Genomic DNA, 13,679 nt, shown 5'->3' with positions numbered 1-13,679 from the left:
CTCGCAAGGCCCGGTCCCGATCGGGCCTTTTCTTTTTTCGTGCGCCGCGCCATGACTGCGGCATGACGAGCGACGACACAATCATCATTGCCGACGATGCCGTGATCCATCCGGGTGATCTGCACGAGGATTTCATCCGCTCCTCCGGCCCCGGCGGGCAGAACGTCAACAAGGTGGCGACGGCGGTGCAGCTGCGCTTCGATGCACGCAACGCACCCGGCCTGTCGGAGCGCGTGCGCGAACGCACGATCAGGCTTGCCGGCCAGCGCGCCACCAAGGACGGCGTCATCGTCATCGAGGCCGGACGCTTCCGCACGCAGGAGCAGAACCGGGCGGATGCACGGGCGCGGCTGACGGCGCTGGTCGCCAAGGCGGCCGAGCCGCCACCGCCGCCGCGCAAGAAGACGAGACCGTCGAAAGGCGCGGTCGAACGGCGGCTGAAGAGCAAGGCCGGACGCGGCACCATCAAGAAACTGCGCGGCCGGGTAGAGAACGATTAAGCAACACACCAATCGCGCGCGTGAACCCGCTTTCAATTTCGCTTTGCAGATGCAAGGTTTACTCATTGCCACAGCAAGGAGACCTGGAAATGGGTATGTTCGATTTCGTCAAGAGCGTCGGCAAAAAGCTCGGCATAGGCGGTGACGAGGAAGCGGCACCCAGCGCCGATACGCTCAAGAAAGAACTCGATTCGCACAAGCTCGGTACCGACGGCGTGCAGGTCGTCGTCCAGGGCGACACGGCGGTGCTGAAGGGCGTGGTCAAGGACCAGTCGGTTTTCGAAAAGGCGGTCATCGCCGTCGGCAACACGCTAGGCGTCTCCAAGGTGCAGGCGGACGAGTTGCAGGTCGCGCCGGCCTCCGGTTCGACGGCGGCCGCGGCCAAGGAACCGACCTTCTACACCGTCCAGAAGGGCGACAATCTCTGGAAGATCGCCGAGAAAAGCTATGGCAAGGGCAAGGGCGCCAAGAACACGGTCATCTTCGAGGCCAACAAGCCGATGCTGACCCATCCCGACAAGATCTATCCAGGGCAGGTCCTGCGCATTCCAGACCTCACCTGATCAAGGGAGACGCGAATTTTTCGGGAACGGCGGCTTTCGGGTCGCCGTTTTCATTTTCAGATGGCATGCTCGAGCCGACGAAACGGAGCTAGCGACCGACCTCATGCTCGTTCTGCCCAAGGGCGTCCGCCACATGCCGGCCTATCTGTCCCGCGACGTGCAGGAGGCGCTGGTGGAGGATGTGAGAGTCATCGTCCAGCAGGCGCCGCTATTCGTGCCGGCCATGCCGCGCACCGGCAAGGAAATGAGCGTGCGCATGACCAATTGCGGCCCGCTCGGCTGGGTCACCGACAAGGAACGCGGCTATCGCTACCAGCCGACGCACCCGGTGACAGGGACGCCGTGGCCGCCGATCCCGGATGTGCTGATGCGGTTGTGGCGAGAGGTCTCGGCCTACCCGCATCCGCCGCAGGCATGCCTGGTCAATTTCTACGCGCCGGATGCGAAGATGGGTCTGCATCAGGACCGCGACGAGGAGGATTTCTCAGCACCCGTCGTCTCGGTCTCGCTGGGCGACGACTGCCTGTTCAGGGTCGGCCAGACGACGCGCGAGGGGGCGACCCGGTCGTTCCGGCTGAAGAGCGGCGACGTCGTCGTGCTCGGCGGCGAAGGACGCCTCTGCTTTCACGGCGTCGACCGCATCTACCCCTCGACCTCGGCGCTGCTGAAAAATGGCGGCAGGATCAATCTGACGCTGCGGCGGGTGACGAGGGGTCAGTGAGCACTGCTGCGCCGCGCATAGACCTCGATGTAGTCTCCTAGCGCGATCTCTTCGTAATTGCTCATCAAGGCCTGGAAGTCAGCGTTCTGACGCATCCAGGTAGTCCATATTGGAGGATAATTCGCCGCCAACGACAACACGGATTTCTTCTTGTCCAAGCGATCGACAAGGATGATGTCCGGCTTGTTGTCGCGGATCAAGGAGTTGACATAAAGCGTATAGTTGTCGAGGTCGTGCCGCGCTATTCGTTCGTCTTCGCCGTGATAGTTGCCTTTCATCAAACCCCAAAGCGCATGGGCGCCAACCCAATCATGAGCGTAGGCTGAAAGCCAACGGCCATTGACCATCCTCGCCAGCGGATTCCCGACGGAAAGATCCGAACTGACCTGAACAATGGACGGCGAGGAGTATCGGGCCTTGATTGCATCGACCAGGCTCTTTTCCGGCATCTGGTAAAACTGGTGGTGCGTTACCGTGAGAGCGACAACCACAGCAAAGGCGGCGCTAGAATGAAGTCTCGCATTGGCGCGCTCCGAGGCCGCTTCTTCTCCTGAAAGCGCGAGCACTTTTTGCCGTCGCGATGCAACAGCCAACAGCATCGCGACCAGCAACGCAAGCTGATACGGATACTGGTGATTGGGCCAATATTTGCCAAGATATGCCATTGAGACAAAGAAGCCTGCGCCACTTGTTACCGCAATTGCCACATCACTTCGCCAAGCAGATTTCCGCATCTGGAAGGCTATAAAAACGACGAACACCGCAAAGGTCGGCAGCGCCAACAGAATATTTATGTTGGCCCGCAGACTGACATAGTAGCGCATCAGCAAAGGCAAGAATGTATCAAGAAATTCTGGGAACCATATTCGTACGCTGGCGAGATACCCCGTGCAGATCGCGCCTATGACGATATTCTCAACAGTCAGGCAGGCCAGAAGCGACCGCCTTCGCCAGGCGATGACAAGATAAGGCAGTGCGATGCCAAGTGCCCAGTGGGGCTTAACGAGCAGCAACACGCTTGCCGCCAGCCCAACGGTGAATGCAAGTGCAAATGGTATATGCTGGCCTGGACTATCGTTGGAACGCCACATCATCAGGAACAGCATCGGCATGAACAGCATCATACCGATATGCTCGCGTTGTCCGAAAATATTCCCTGGCATGATCAGAAGCAGAACCGCGAGCATGGGATAGACCCACTGGGTTCTGAGATCGACAAAGATCCTGCCTTTCTCGATCACAAGGGCCGACAACAAAATCGAAACGACGAAGATAAGATAGATGAAATATTCGATCACCAATTCCGGCGAAATTCCCAACCTATGGGACAACCACACTGGTCCGATATACAGAGCGACCGAAAAAGGCGGGTTGGTTTCTAAAATGTCGACATAGAGTTTCTGACCAGAAAAAATCTTCTCGCAGATAATGATTATCCAACTCACATCGGTGTTGTCACCCGCTGTCCAAGGCATGAAAAAGGAGATCACGACGACCAGTCCAACGAGCGAGAATTGCCGCAGACTGCCGATACGGTACTGGGATGCGACCATCGCATCGAACGTTCTTGCGCCCGACAAGCTCATATGATTGCCTCTAAAAGGACGAGCCTCCGCAAAAGATTAAAGGTCATGATCGAAACTGGGACAGAGGCATAGCTGCTTGCGATCCCATTAAGATTGCATCGGAAACTAGCTCGGATAGCCTAAAGTGCCGTTAATCGCGCCAGCTAAAGCTTGCGCAGCGCCACTTCCTCGACCAGGTGGTCGGCGCCTTTGCGTAGGATCAAGTCGGCGCGGGCGCGTGTCGGCAGGATGTTTTCGCGCAGGTTCTTCAGGTTGATGTTGGTCCACAGGCCTTCGGCAATCGCCCGTGCCGAATCCTCCGACAGTTGCGAATAGCGATGGAAGAACGATTCCGGATTGCGGAAAGCGGTCTCGCGCAGCCGCATGAAGCGGGAAATGTACCATTCGTGGATCAGCTTCTCGTCGGCATCGATGTAGATGGCGAAGTCGAAGAAGTCGGACAGGAAAGGCACGATCTTGCCGTCCTGCGGCAGCTTGCCCGGCTGCAGCACATTGATGCCCTCGAAGATCAGGATGTCGGGCCGGTCGATGGTGACGAACTCGCCGGGGATGACGTCATAGGTGAGGTGCGAATAGACCGGCGCGCGGATATCTGGCAGCGCCGACTTGATGCCCGAGAGGAAGCGCAGCAGCGCGCCGACGTCGTAGCTGTCGGGAAAGCCCTTGCGCTCCATCAGGTTTTCGCGGCGCAGTACCTCGTTGGGCAGCAGGAAACCGTCGGTGGTGATGAGATCGACCTTGGGGCTGGACGGCCAGCGCGCGAGCAGCTCCTTCAGTACGCGCGCCGTGGTCGATTTGCCGACCGCGACCGAACCGGCGATGCCGATGATGAAGGGCGTCTTGACCACGTCCGAGGCGTTGAAGAAAGCCTGGCGCTGCCGGAACAGCAGCTGGCTGGCCTCGACATGCGCCGACAGAAGCCGCGACAGCGACAGATAGATGCGCTTGACCTCTTCGAGATCGATTGGATCGTTCAGCGACCGCAGGCGGCGGAATTCATCCTCGCTCAGCGTCAGCGGCGTGTCGGCGCGGAATTGCGACCATTGCTCGGCCGAGAAGAAACGAAAGGGGGAATATTTCTCGGTCGGTGCGAGCTGATCCATCGAGATTCCTGCCCTCCTCGCGGTCAGCGCTTGGACCGTGACGCCTTCTCGGCGATACCCGAACGCCCGGTGCGGCTTTCGAGCTCCTTAAGCACGTCGTCCAGCGGCACACCCGAAATGCCGAGAACGACGAGCCAATGATATATAAGATCGGCACTTTCCGAAACGAGCGCGTGTTTGTCGCCCTTGATGGCGGCAATCACCGTCTCGACCGCCTCTTCGCCGAGCTTCTGCGCCGCCTTCTCGATGCCGCGCGCGTAAAGCTTGGCGGTCCACGAGTCCGGATCGCCGGAATGGGCGCGTTCGCTGATGATTGTCTCCAGATCGGAGAGTGAAAACCCGGTCATGGCGCCTTGGCCCTATTTCTTAGCCGCAAGCCTCTAGGGCCGATCGCCCGAGGAGTCCAGCCGCATCGGCAGGCCGGCTTGCGCCATATGGGCCTTGGCCTCGGCGATCGTATAGGTACCGAAATGGAAGATGGAGGCCGCCAGCACGGCACCTGCATGGCCGTCGCGAATGCCTTCGACCATATGGTCGAGCGTGCCGACGCCGCCCGAAGCGATCACCGGGGCGCGCACCGCGTCCGATACCGCGCGGGTCAGCGCGATGTCATAACCGGCCTTGGTGCCGTCGCGGTCCATAGAGGTCAACAGGATCTCGCCGGCACCGCGATCGACCATTTTGCGGGCGAATTCGACCGCATCCATGCCGGTTTTTTCCCGTCCGCCGTGGGTGAAGATCTCCCAGCGGTCGGCCTCGCCGGCGCCCGACACTTTCTTGGCATCGATGGCGACCACGATGCACTGGTTGCCGAATTTGTCGGCGGCTTCCGCAACGAAATCCGGGTTCTTGACCGCCGCCGTGTTGATCGACACCTTGTCGGCGCCGGCCAGGAGCAATTTCCGGATATCGGCGACCTGGCGCACCCCGCCGCCGACGGTGAGCGGCATGAAGCATTGCTCGGCCGTGCGGGCGACGACATCGAAGATAGTCTCGCGATTGTCCGATGACGCGGTGATGTCGAGGAAGCAAAGCTCGTCGGCGCCGGCCGCGTCATAGGCCTTGGCGGCCTCGACAGGATCGCCGGCATCGACGAGATCGACGAAGTTGACCCCCTTGACGACGCGGCCGCCCTTGACGTCGAGACAGGGGATGACGCGGGCTTTCAGCATCAGCGGCCTTCTATCGTGGCTATGAGATCGTTGAGCAGCTGCCCGACCAGCGGCGGCACATCGGCCTGCGCATCGAAAGCCGGATCGTAGGCGGAAACGGTGATGCCGACGATCGGCACCGCAAGCGCCATAGCGCAGGTCGCGTCGCGCAATTGTTCCGGGTTCGGCCCGCCCGGCGCTACATAGCGGTTGGCCTGCAGCGCCTCAGGGTCGTGCACGTCGAGATCGAGATGCAAGTGCACGCGTTTAGCGCCGGCGACCTTGAGTTTTTCGGTTGCCGCTGCCGCTCCCGGACATTCCGTGCGGATCACCGGCAATGCCTCCAGAAGCTGTTTCTCGTCCGGGTCGAGATCGCGAGCGTTGACGAGCACGCAGCGCGACGGATCGATCGGCTGGAAGCCGGGAATGGCCGCCGCCATCGGGCGCCAGCACAGGCCAAGCATGGTGGCCAGCGCCATGCCGTCGAGAAACCCGTATATGGATGTGTCGGGCGTGTTGAGGTCGCCGTGCTGGTCGGCCCAGATGATCGCGTCGGCGCCTTCGCCGGCGACCGCGCCGGCTGATGTCAGGCAGTTTCCGGCCAGCACGATGGGAAAGCGTCCCCTGTCGCGGGCAATGCGGACCTCGCCCGAAACGGCATTGCAGACAGCGAAACCGGTGGCGATCTCACGCTCCTGGGCATCGCCGACCTTGCCGATGTCCTCGACCGCGACATCGTGGCCGGCCATGGTCAAGGCTTCGACCAGTCCGCCCGCAATCAGCGCGTCGGGCCCCTGCCCCATGCCGCCATGATAATGGCCGCTGTCATAGGAGGCCAGGATGATCGAGACTTTCAAGATCGCATCTCCACCGGGGGCGCGCCTTTCAGGATCGCCAATGCTTCGGCCGGATCGATGCGGCCGTCGTAAAGGGCGCGGCCGGAGATCGCGCCTTCGAGCTTTTGCGCGTCGGGCATGGTCATGCGCACGATGTCGGCGATCGAGGCGAGGCCGCCAGAGGCGATGACCGGGATCGACACGGCGTCGGCGAGGCTGATCGTGGCATCCCAGTTGATGCCGGTCAGCACGCCATCGCGGTCGATATCGGTGTAGATGACGGCGGCGACACCGGCGCCTTCGAATTTCCTGGCTAGCTCGACGACGCCGAGGCTCGACGCCTCGGCCCAGCCCTCGACCGCCACCTTGCCGCCCTTGGCGTCGATGCCGACGGCGACCTTGCCCGGAAAGGCCTTGCAGGCCTGCCTGACCAGGTCGGGATCGCGCACCGCAACCGTGCCGAGGATGACGCGGGCCAGCCCTCGGTCGAGCCAATCCTCGATCTGCTCGAGCGTGCGGATGCCGCCGCCGAGCTGCACCGGGTTCTTGGTCGCCTTGAGGATGGCGCCGACCGCGGCGCTGTTGACGCTCTGACCCTGGAAGGCGCCATTGAGGTCGACGACATGCAGCCATTCGAAGCCCTGCTCTTCAAAGGCCTTTGCCTGGGCGGCCGGGTCGTCGTTGTAGATGGTCGCGGTCGCCATGTCGCCGTGCCTGAGGCGCACGCACTGGCCGTCCTTGAGGTCGATTGCCGGAAACAGGATCATTTTCTCAGGCGCCTTCGACAATGACAAAATGGCCGGTCGAGGCGGCAAGCCGGAATTTAGAGGCCTGCTGATATTCCGGCGAATGATAGCATTCGACCGCCCTGGCGTAGGATTCGAACTCGACCAGGACGTGGCGGTTGCCGGTTGGCCCTTCCGGGCTCTCGTGGCGTCCCGCCCGCACGACGAATTTCGCGCCGTACTTGGCGAAGGCAACGGCATTCGCCTCGATATACCGCTTGTACAGATCGGGATCGCGAACATCGATCATCGCCATCCAATAGCCCTTCTTGCTCATGGCTCCTCAAGGCCTCCAGCGCAGGAAATTGGTGATCAGGGCGAGGCCCAGTGCCTGGCTCTTCTCTGGGTGGAACTGCGTGCCGACGAGATTGTCGCGGGCGACGGTCGCCGTTACCGGGCCGCCATAGTCGGCGATCGCCAGCACCTCGTCGGGCTTGCGCGCATCGAGATGATAGGAATGGACGAAATAGGCGTGCAGGCCGGTTGGCCCGGTTGGAACGCCGGAGAACAGCGGATGCTTGCGCATCAGCTCGATCGTGTTCCAGCCGATCTGCGGGATCTTCAGTGCCGGATCGGCCGGCGTGATCTCCTTCACGTCACCTGATATCCAGCCAAAGCCATCGGTGATCGTCTTTTCGAGGCCGCGCTGCGACATCAGCTGCATGCCGACGCAGATGCCGAGGAAAGGACGCCCCTTGGCGATGGCGACTTCCTCGACAGCTTCCCACATGCCGGGGACGGCACGCAGGCCGGCCGCGCAATCGGCATAGGCGCCGACGCCGGGCAGCACGATGCGGTCGGCCGTGCGCACCCGCTCGGCGTCGGCGGTCAGGTCGATGCCGGCGGCGATGCCCGCCTCGCGCGCCGCGCGCTCGAAGGCTTTGGTGGCCGAGCGCAAATTGCCCGAGCCGTAATCGATGATCGCAACGCGCATGTCAGCGCCTTCCCGGAATGTGGGTCAGCCCCAGCGCCATGCCCGGCTGCGCCGGGCGCGCCAGGGCGGCGTCCGGCACCATGCGCGGCGCAGGCTCGGCTTCATCCGCATGCCGCTCGGCCTCCAGGGCAAAGCGCGCATCGGCATCGTCGAGCCAACCGGCTTCGACCACCCCGCATTCGCGCCAGCCGCGGCGGCGGAGCGCCGCGATGCGCAGCGCCTGCCCTTCCAAGCCGACATAGAGCGAGACAAGCAGGGACAGCAGCGAACCGGCCAACCCGAGACCGAGCCTTTCGCCAAGCATCGAAAGCACCGCCATGACAATGAAGGTGAGTGCCGCTTCGATCCACAGCCGATGCCAGGCGAACCACAGCGGCGGCACCAGCAGGCCGAGCCAGGTGAAGCCGTCGCGGACAAGCGCCGTCGCATCGGCCTTTTCGCCAGGGGCCGGCGGTTCCATCACGACATAGCTGGCCATGACCTATCCCTTCAACGATCCCTTGGTGGAGGGAACCGCGTCCGGCTGGCGCGGATCGCGCTCCAGTGCTGTCCGCAGCGCACGCGCCACCGCCTTGAAGCAGGTTTCGGCGATGTGGTGGTTGTTGGCGCCATAGTGATTGGTGACATGCAGCGTGATGCCGGCGTTCTGTGCCAGCGCCTGGAAGAATTCGCGCACCAGCTCGGTGTCGAAGGTGCCGATCTTGGGCGAGGAAAACGAAACGTTCCACACCAGGAAGGGACGGCCGGAGACATCGATCGCCGCGCGCGTCAGCGTCTCGTCCATGGCAAGATCGATCGAGGCATAGCGCATGATGCCGCGCCGCTCGCCCAGCGCCTTGGCCAGCGCCTGGCCGAGCGCGATGCCGGTGTCCTCGACCGTGTGGTGGTCGTCTATGTGCAGGTCGCCCTTGGCCCGAACGGTCATGTCGATCAGCGAATGGCGCGAAAGCTGGTCGAGCATATGATCGAAGAAGCCGACGCCGGTCACGATGTCCGATTTGCCGGAGCCGTCGACATGGACCGACACGGCAATGTCGGTTTCCCTGGTCTTGCGGCTGATTTCGGCGGAACGGGGCGACATGGCCTTGTCCTTGTCCGTGAGTTTAAGCGCTTCAGGCGTTCGCCTGCTTGAAAACGAAAGCCTTCTAGCAGCATGATCCGGCGATTGCCAGTTGCGATCCAGGCCGGTATCGAGCGTTTGCAATCACCGCCCCCATGCATACATATGGGCTGATCAAAGTCACTCGTACGCGCCGATCGCCTTTTGAGGGATGGCGCGAATCGGAGCAGCAAATGTCCAATGAACTGACCATGCACGCCACGACCATCGTGACGGTGCGCAAGGGCAACAAGGTGGTGATCGCCGGCGATGGCCAGGTCAGCCTTGGCCAGACCATCATGAAGGGCAACGCGAGAAAGGTGCGCCGCATCGGCAAGGATGGCAACGTGATCGCCGGTTTCGCCGGTGCCACGGCGGACGCCTTCACGCTTCTGGAGCGGCTCGAAGCCAAGCTCGAACAATATCCCGACCAGTTGACGCGCGCCTGTGTCGAACTCGCCAAGGACTGGCGCACCGACCGCTATCTGCGCCGGCTGGAAGCGATGATGCTGGTGGCCGACAAGTCGGTCTCGCTGGCGCTGACCGGCACCGGCGACGTGCTCGAGCCCGAGCATGGCGTCATGGCCATCGGTTCAGGCGGCAACTATGCGCTGGCTGCGGCCCGCGCCTTGATGGACAGCGACAAGGATGCCGAGGAGATCGCGCGCAAGGCGATGCAGATCGCCTCCGACATCTGCGTCTACACCAACAACAATTTCGTCGTCGAAACACTCAATGCCGCCTGAAACAGGCCGGCGTCCATGATCCCGATCCGAAAGACCGCGCAAGCGAAAAATGGAGGCGGCTTCGGAGAAGATCATGGAAAGACACGAACATAGCTACGATTTTCGACCGGTGACCCAGAAGGACCTGCCGATGATCGCCGGCTGGCTCGCCGAACCGCATGTCGCTCAGTGGTGGGACGATCCAGAGACGGAAATCGCCGAGATTCGCGATCATATCGATTCGATTTCCGTCGAGCCGCTGATCGTGGAACTCGACGGCACGCCGATCGCTTACCTGCAAAGCTACGATCCACACCTGGAAGAAGACCACCCTTATGCCGACCAGCCGTTCGGGACGCTCGGCATCGACCTGTCGATCGGCCGGCCGGAACTGGTCGGCATCGGCCATGGCTCGGCGATGGTGCGCCAGTTCGTCGAGCAGTTGTTCGAGGAAGGCGTGCCGCGCGTCATCATCGATCCCGACCCATCCAATGGCCGCGCCATCCGCGCCTATGAAAAGGCGGGATTCCGCGCAATTGATCGCCGGCAATCCAGATATGGTGATGTCGTGCTGATGGCAATCGATGCGCACGAGACGCAAGCGGGCGACACGGAAGCGGGGAACTGACGGATGAACGCAGTTGGCGAGGACAGAACGCTCTCGGCGTATGAAGACAGCTGGCGGATGGGGCTTCTGCTCGTGCTCGCCCTGGTCATCTTCCAGGCTGGAGCCCTCTATGGCATGGGGCATCCGCCGATCTGCACCTGCGGCTATGTCAAGCTCTGGCACGGCGTGGTGAACAGTTCCGAGAATTCCCAGCATATATCGGACTGGTACACGTTCTCGCACATCATCCACGGCTTCCTGTTCTATGCGCTGGCCAGGTTCCTGTTTCCGCGTTCGCCGGTCGGCTTGCGGCTGGCTTTCGCCGTCTTCATAGAAGGCGGCTGGGAGCTGATCGAGAACAGCCCGTTCATCATAGAGCGCTACCGCGCCGGCACCATCTCGCTCGACTATTACGGCGACAGCATCATCAATTCGGTGTCGGACACGCTGGCCATGGTGCTGGGATTTGTGATGGCGCGAAGGCTACCTATATGGGTGATCGTCAGCCTCGCCATCCTTTTCGAACTGGGTACGGGCTACCTTATTCGGGACAATCTGACACTCAACGTGATCATGCTGCTGCATCCGTTCGAGGCCATCAAGCAGTGGCAAAGTGGAATTTAGTGATATGAGCACATTTTCTCCCCGCGAAATCGTTTCGGAACTCGACCGCTTCATCATCGGCCAGAAGGACGCCAAGCGTGCCGTGGCCATCGCCTTGCGCAACCGCTGGCGGCGCCAGCAGCTGGAGGGGCAGATGCGCGAAGAGGTGATGCCGAAGAACATCCTCATGATCGGGCCGACCGGCGTCGGCAAGACCGAGATCTCGCGCCGCCTGGCGCGGCTGGCCGGTGCGCCCTTCGTCAAGGTCGAGGCGACCAAATTCACCGAGGTCGGCTATGTCGGCCGCGATGTCGAGCAGATCGTGCGCGACCTCGTCGAGGTCGCCATCGGCCTGGTGCGCGAGAAGATGCGTGAGGACGTCAAGGCGCGCGCCCATGTCAACGCCGAGGAACGCGTGCTGGAAGCGCTGGTCGGCAAGACCGCCAGCCCTGCCACACGCGATTCTTTCCGCAAGAAGCTGCGCGAGGGCGAACTCGACGACAAGGAGATCGAGATCGAAGTGGCCGACACCGGCAATGGCGGCATGCCCGGCTTCGAGATTCCCGGCATGCCGGGCGCCAATATCGGCGTGCTCAATATCAACGACATGCTGTCCAAGGCAATGGGCGGCAAGAAGACCAAATTGCGCAAGACGACGGTGAAGGAATCCTACGACCTGCTGGTCAACGATGAGTCCGACAAGCTGCTCGACCAGGACGAGGTGGTGCGCCGGGCGCTGGACGCCGCGGAAAATGACGGCATCGTCTTCCTCGACGAGATCGACAAGATTGCGGCCCGGTCGGACATCTCCGGCGGCCCTTCGCGCGAAGGCGTGCAGCGCGACTTGCTGCCGCTGGTCGAAGGCACCACGGTGGCGACCAAATATGGGCCGTTGAAGACGGATCACATCCTGTTCATCGCATCGGGTGCGTTCCACGTCTCGAAGCCGTCCGACCTCTTGCCGGAGCTGCAGGGCCGCCTGCCGATCCGCGTCGAATTGCGCGCGCTGGAGAAAGAGGACTTCGTCCGCATCCTGACCGAGACGGAAGCGAGCCTCATCAAGCAGTATATCGCGCTGATGAAGACCGAAGGCGTCGACCTGAACTTCACCGACGACGCCATCGATTCGCTGGCCGGCATCGCCGTCGACCTCAACGCCAGCGTCGAGAACATCGGCGCGAGGCGTTTGCAGACGGTGATGGAGCGCGTGCTGGACGAGATCTCCTACGACGCGCCGGACCGCAACGGCACTGCGGTGACCATCGACGCCGCCTATGTGGAGAAACATGTCGGCGACTTGTCGAGGAACACCGATCTGTCGCGCTTCATTCTTTGAGCAGGCGCGCGCCGGATCGTTCCGGCGCCTGTCGGGCGAATGGATCATGTGTGGCCGGATGGTATCATTCGGCCACCTTTCGTTCTGCCGAGCGCAGGGCCGCTCTCGACTCGACCAGGAGCTTTACCTAGTTTGCGCGGCAATTCTCTAGGCGGCGGGGCGCATGAAAAAACTCATCCCAGTCATTCTCGGCTTGACGCTGGCGGCAACGCTGTTCGGCGCCGACGCGGCAACCCTGGTGCCGCCGGGAAACCGCAATGCCGAGCAGCCCAGCATTCCGGGAGCCTCGAGCCGGCGCACGCAGGCCACCAACACCACGTTCCAGGCAAAATACCGCAAGGTCTATGCGCTGCTGCAGAACGACGCCGACCTGCGCGGCAAGATCAAGAAGGCGGCAAGCGTCTACGGCATCGATCCAATGCACATTGTCGGCGCCATCGTCGGCGAGCACACCTACAATGTCGACGCCTACGACCGGCTGCAGACCTACTACGTCAAGGCGATCTCCTATCTCTCCAGCAAGCTGTCCTTCGCCTATGACGGCGAGGACATTACGGATTTCGTGCAGCGGCCGGAATTCAGGAAATGCGCCGGAATGTCCGACAGTTACGATTTGTGGGAATGCCGCGAGCAGGTGTGGAACCGTTCGTTCCGCGGAAAGACGGTGGGCGGCGAGGATTTCCCCAACGACCGTTTCGGCGCCACTTTCTTCCAGCCCTACTATGCCGGCCAGACCTTTGGTCTCGGCCAGCTCAATCCGCTGACCGCGCTCCAGATGAGCGATCTCGTGCACAAGGTTTCCGGCCTGCCCAAGCTCGACGTCGGCGATCCCAATGCGGTCTACAAGACCATCATGGATCCCGACCTGACGCTGCCCTACGTCGCCGCGACGATCCGGAAATCGATCGACGCCTATAAGAGCATCGCCGGCTTCGACATTTCGGGCAATCCGGGCCTGACCGCCACGCTCTACAATGTCGGCAATCCCGAGCAGCGCGCCTATGCGCTGAAGGCGGAGAACGACAAGCGCAGCGCCGCCGGCGAGCCGCTGAAGCTACCGGAAGAGAATTATTACGGCTGGCTGGTCAATGACAAACTACCGGAGCTGAAGGCGCTGTTTTAGGGAGCTC

18 protein-coding genes are annotated in these 13,679 nt (G+C 61.9%); 8 read left to right on the top strand and 10 right to left on the bottom strand.

Annotated features, from left to right (window positions below):
• Nucleotides 1-62: 62 nt before the first annotated feature.
• The 3 genes from arfB to FJ867_RS25725 all read left to right on the top strand — a co-directional run bounded on the left by arfB (nucleotide 63) and on the right by FJ867_RS25725 (nucleotide 1,784).
• Nucleotides 63-500 carry an alternative ribosome rescue aminoacyl-tRNA hydrolase ArfB gene (arfB, locus tag FJ867_RS25735; RefSeq protein WP_140491189.1) on the top strand — a complete coding sequence of 146 codons (438 nt, stop codon included), beginning with the start codon at nucleotides 63-65 and terminating at the stop codon, nucleotides 498-500.
• A gap of 89 nt (nucleotides 501-589) precedes the next feature.
• Entirely contained in the window at nucleotides 590-1,063 is a 474-nt protein-coding gene (gene lysM / locus FJ867_RS25730) for a peptidoglycan-binding protein LysM (protein ID WP_140818922.1), read from the top strand.
• A 103-nt stretch (nucleotides 1,064-1,166) separates the two neighbouring features.
• Nucleotides 1,167-1,784 (top strand): alpha-ketoglutarate-dependent dioxygenase AlkB, encoded by a 618-nt coding sequence (locus FJ867_RS25725; protein WP_140818920.1) that lies wholly within the window; start codon nucleotides 1,167-1,169, stop codon nucleotides 1,782-1,784.
• Here the strand turns inward: FJ867_RS25725 and FJ867_RS25720 are convergent.
• The 10 genes from FJ867_RS25720 to hisB all read right to left on the bottom strand — a co-directional run bounded on the left by FJ867_RS25720 (nucleotide 1,778) and on the right by hisB (nucleotide 9,260).
• Nucleotides 1,778-3,370, bottom strand: a complete 1,593-nt coding sequence (locus FJ867_RS25720; protein WP_140671636.1) for a hypothetical protein — start codon at nucleotides 3,368-3,370, stop codon at nucleotides 1,778-1,780. The two genes, FJ867_RS25725 and FJ867_RS25720, sit on opposite strands and share 7 nt — an antisense overlap.
• Before the next feature lie 143 nt (nucleotides 3,371-3,513).
• The gene (gene coaA, locus FJ867_RS25715) at nucleotides 3,514-4,473 is read right to left on the bottom strand and encodes a type I pantothenate kinase (protein WP_140491197.1); all 960 of its coding nucleotides are present in this window, start codon (nucleotides 4,471-4,473) and stop codon (nucleotides 3,514-3,516) included.
• Nucleotides 4,474-4,496: 23 nt separating this feature from the next.
• Nucleotides 4,497-4,820 (bottom strand): phosphoribosyl-ATP diphosphatase, encoded by a 324-nt coding sequence (locus FJ867_RS25710; RefSeq protein WP_140491199.1) that lies wholly within the window; start codon nucleotides 4,818-4,820, stop codon nucleotides 4,497-4,499.
• A gap of 33 nt (nucleotides 4,821-4,853) precedes the next feature.
• On the bottom strand, nucleotides 4,854-5,648 hold the full coding sequence (gene hisF, locus FJ867_RS25705) for an imidazole glycerol phosphate synthase subunit HisF (RefSeq protein WP_181168448.1): 795 nt from the start codon (nucleotides 5,646-5,648) through the stop codon (nucleotides 4,854-4,856).
• On the bottom strand, nucleotides 5,645-6,481 hold the full coding sequence (locus FJ867_RS25700; RefSeq protein WP_140658370.1) for an arginase family protein: 837 nt from the start codon (nucleotides 6,479-6,481) through the stop codon (nucleotides 5,645-5,647). Before FJ867_RS25700 ends, hisF begins: the two co-directional genes overlap by 4 nt.
• The gene (hisA, locus tag FJ867_RS25695) at nucleotides 6,478-7,227 is read right to left on the bottom strand and encodes a 1-(5-phosphoribosyl)-5-[(5-phosphoribosylamino)methylideneamino]imidazole-4-carboxamide isomerase (protein WP_140818916.1); all 750 of its coding nucleotides are present in this window, start codon (nucleotides 7,225-7,227) and stop codon (nucleotides 6,478-6,480) included. Before hisA ends, FJ867_RS25700 begins: the two co-directional genes overlap by 4 nt.
• Before the next feature lie 4 nt (nucleotides 7,228-7,231).
• Nucleotides 7,232-7,522, bottom strand: coding sequence for a DUF1330 domain-containing protein (locus FJ867_RS25690; protein WP_140524112.1), 291 nt, complete (start codon nucleotides 7,520-7,522; stop codon nucleotides 7,232-7,234).
• A gap of 6 nt (nucleotides 7,523-7,528) precedes the next feature.
• Complete coding sequence (gene hisH / locus FJ867_RS25685) at nucleotides 7,529-8,179, bottom strand: imidazole glycerol phosphate synthase subunit HisH (protein ID WP_140491209.1); 651 nt, start codon at nucleotides 8,177-8,179, stop codon at nucleotides 7,529-7,531.
• Nucleotide 8,180: 1 nt separating this feature from the next.
• Nucleotides 8,181-8,657 (bottom strand): DUF2628 domain-containing protein, encoded by a 477-nt coding sequence (locus FJ867_RS25680; protein WP_140491211.1) that lies wholly within the window; start codon nucleotides 8,655-8,657, stop codon nucleotides 8,181-8,183.
• Between the two features lie 3 nt (nucleotides 8,658-8,660).
• A complete protein-coding gene (gene hisB, locus FJ867_RS25675; RefSeq protein WP_140491213.1) occupies nucleotides 8,661-9,260 on the bottom strand; it encodes an imidazoleglycerol-phosphate dehydratase HisB in 600 nt (199 codons plus the stop codon).
• Between the two features lie 212 nt (nucleotides 9,261-9,472).
• Between hisB and hslV the strand changes: the two genes are divergently transcribed.
• The 5 genes from hslV to FJ867_RS25650 all read left to right on the top strand — a co-directional run bounded on the left by hslV (nucleotide 9,473) and on the right by FJ867_RS25650 (nucleotide 13,672).
• Nucleotides 9,473-10,024: an ATP-dependent protease subunit HslV gene (gene hslV, locus FJ867_RS25670; protein ID WP_140491215.1), complete on the top strand. Its 552-nt coding sequence runs from the start codon at nucleotides 9,473-9,475 to the stop codon at nucleotides 10,022-10,024.
• A 73-nt stretch (nucleotides 10,025-10,097) separates the two neighbouring features.
• On the top strand, nucleotides 10,098-10,631 hold the full coding sequence (locus tag FJ867_RS25665; RefSeq protein ID WP_140491217.1) for a GNAT family N-acetyltransferase: 534 nt from the start codon (nucleotides 10,098-10,100) through the stop codon (nucleotides 10,629-10,631).
• A 3-nt stretch (nucleotides 10,632-10,634) separates the two neighbouring features.
• A complete protein-coding gene (locus FJ867_RS25660; protein WP_140491219.1) occupies nucleotides 10,635-11,234 on the top strand; it encodes a DUF2585 domain-containing protein in 600 nt (199 codons plus the stop codon).
• 4 nt (nucleotides 11,235-11,238) lie between these two features.
• Nucleotides 11,239-12,549, top strand: a complete 1,311-nt coding sequence (gene hslU / locus FJ867_RS25655; RefSeq protein ID WP_140491221.1) for an ATP-dependent protease ATPase subunit HslU — start codon at nucleotides 11,239-11,241, stop codon at nucleotides 12,547-12,549.
• Nucleotides 12,550-12,712: 163 nt separating this feature from the next.
• Nucleotides 12,713-13,672: a DUF1402 family protein gene (locus FJ867_RS25650; RefSeq protein WP_140658378.1), complete on the top strand. Its 960-nt coding sequence runs from the start codon at nucleotides 12,713-12,715 to the stop codon at nucleotides 13,670-13,672.
• Nucleotides 13,673-13,679 lie beyond the last annotated feature (7 nt).

The organism is Mesorhizobium sp. B2-5-3, from assembly GCF_006441005.1.
Taxonomy (GTDB): Bacteria; Pseudomonadota; Alphaproteobacteria; order Rhizobiales; family Rhizobiaceae; genus Mesorhizobium.
The sequence above is the reverse complement of the archived record's forward strand: the minus strand, read 5'-3'. Positions and strand labels throughout refer to the sequence as shown.